Below are 430 nucleotides of genomic sequence, written 5' to 3'. Positions count from 1 at the left end.
CGTAACGCGGCCCGCGATCATGCGGCTCGACATGCCCGGCGGAAACAAGCCCAGCGAGTATCAGGTCGAAGATATATCCATTTCCGTTTCCCGCACACTGGACGGGCGTGGCGACATGCGCGGAGACGTGACGCTCACGCTCAGCGGCCTGCGTCCGCTCGACACGGCCATGCTGCATTGGGCACGCCCAGGTGAACCCGGTCAGGACGCTTCTCGGAACATGGTGGTGACGATCCCAGCCGGGGTGAACGCTTCAGCCGGTGGCGAGACACGCTACGAGTTGGACGGTGCCAAAGTGACCGGTTTCAACGCGTCGCATTCCGCCGGCAGTGCCATGACACAGGTCATGATTCAGGTCTCGGCACGTCGCGTCACCCTGAACGGGGTGGTGATGAACTAAAACGGGCGTTGCTGGCCTGCACTGGGTGTG

1 protein-coding gene is annotated in these 430 nt (G+C 63.0%); it reads left to right on the top strand.

What is annotated here, in order from left to right:
• The coding region (locus tag D7Y13_RS43345) for a hypothetical protein (RefSeq protein ID WP_208734667.1) at positions 1-400 on the top strand (400 nt) is incomplete at its 5' end.
• Positions 401-430: the final 30 nt, after the last annotated feature.

The organism is Corallococcus praedator (genome assembly GCF_003612125.1).
In the GTDB taxonomy this organism is placed as follows: Bacteria; Myxococcota; Myxococcia; order Myxococcales; family Myxococcaceae; genus Corallococcus; species Corallococcus praedator.
Note: the sequence above shows the minus strand (reverse complement) of the source record. Positions and strands in the feature narration are given on the sequence as shown.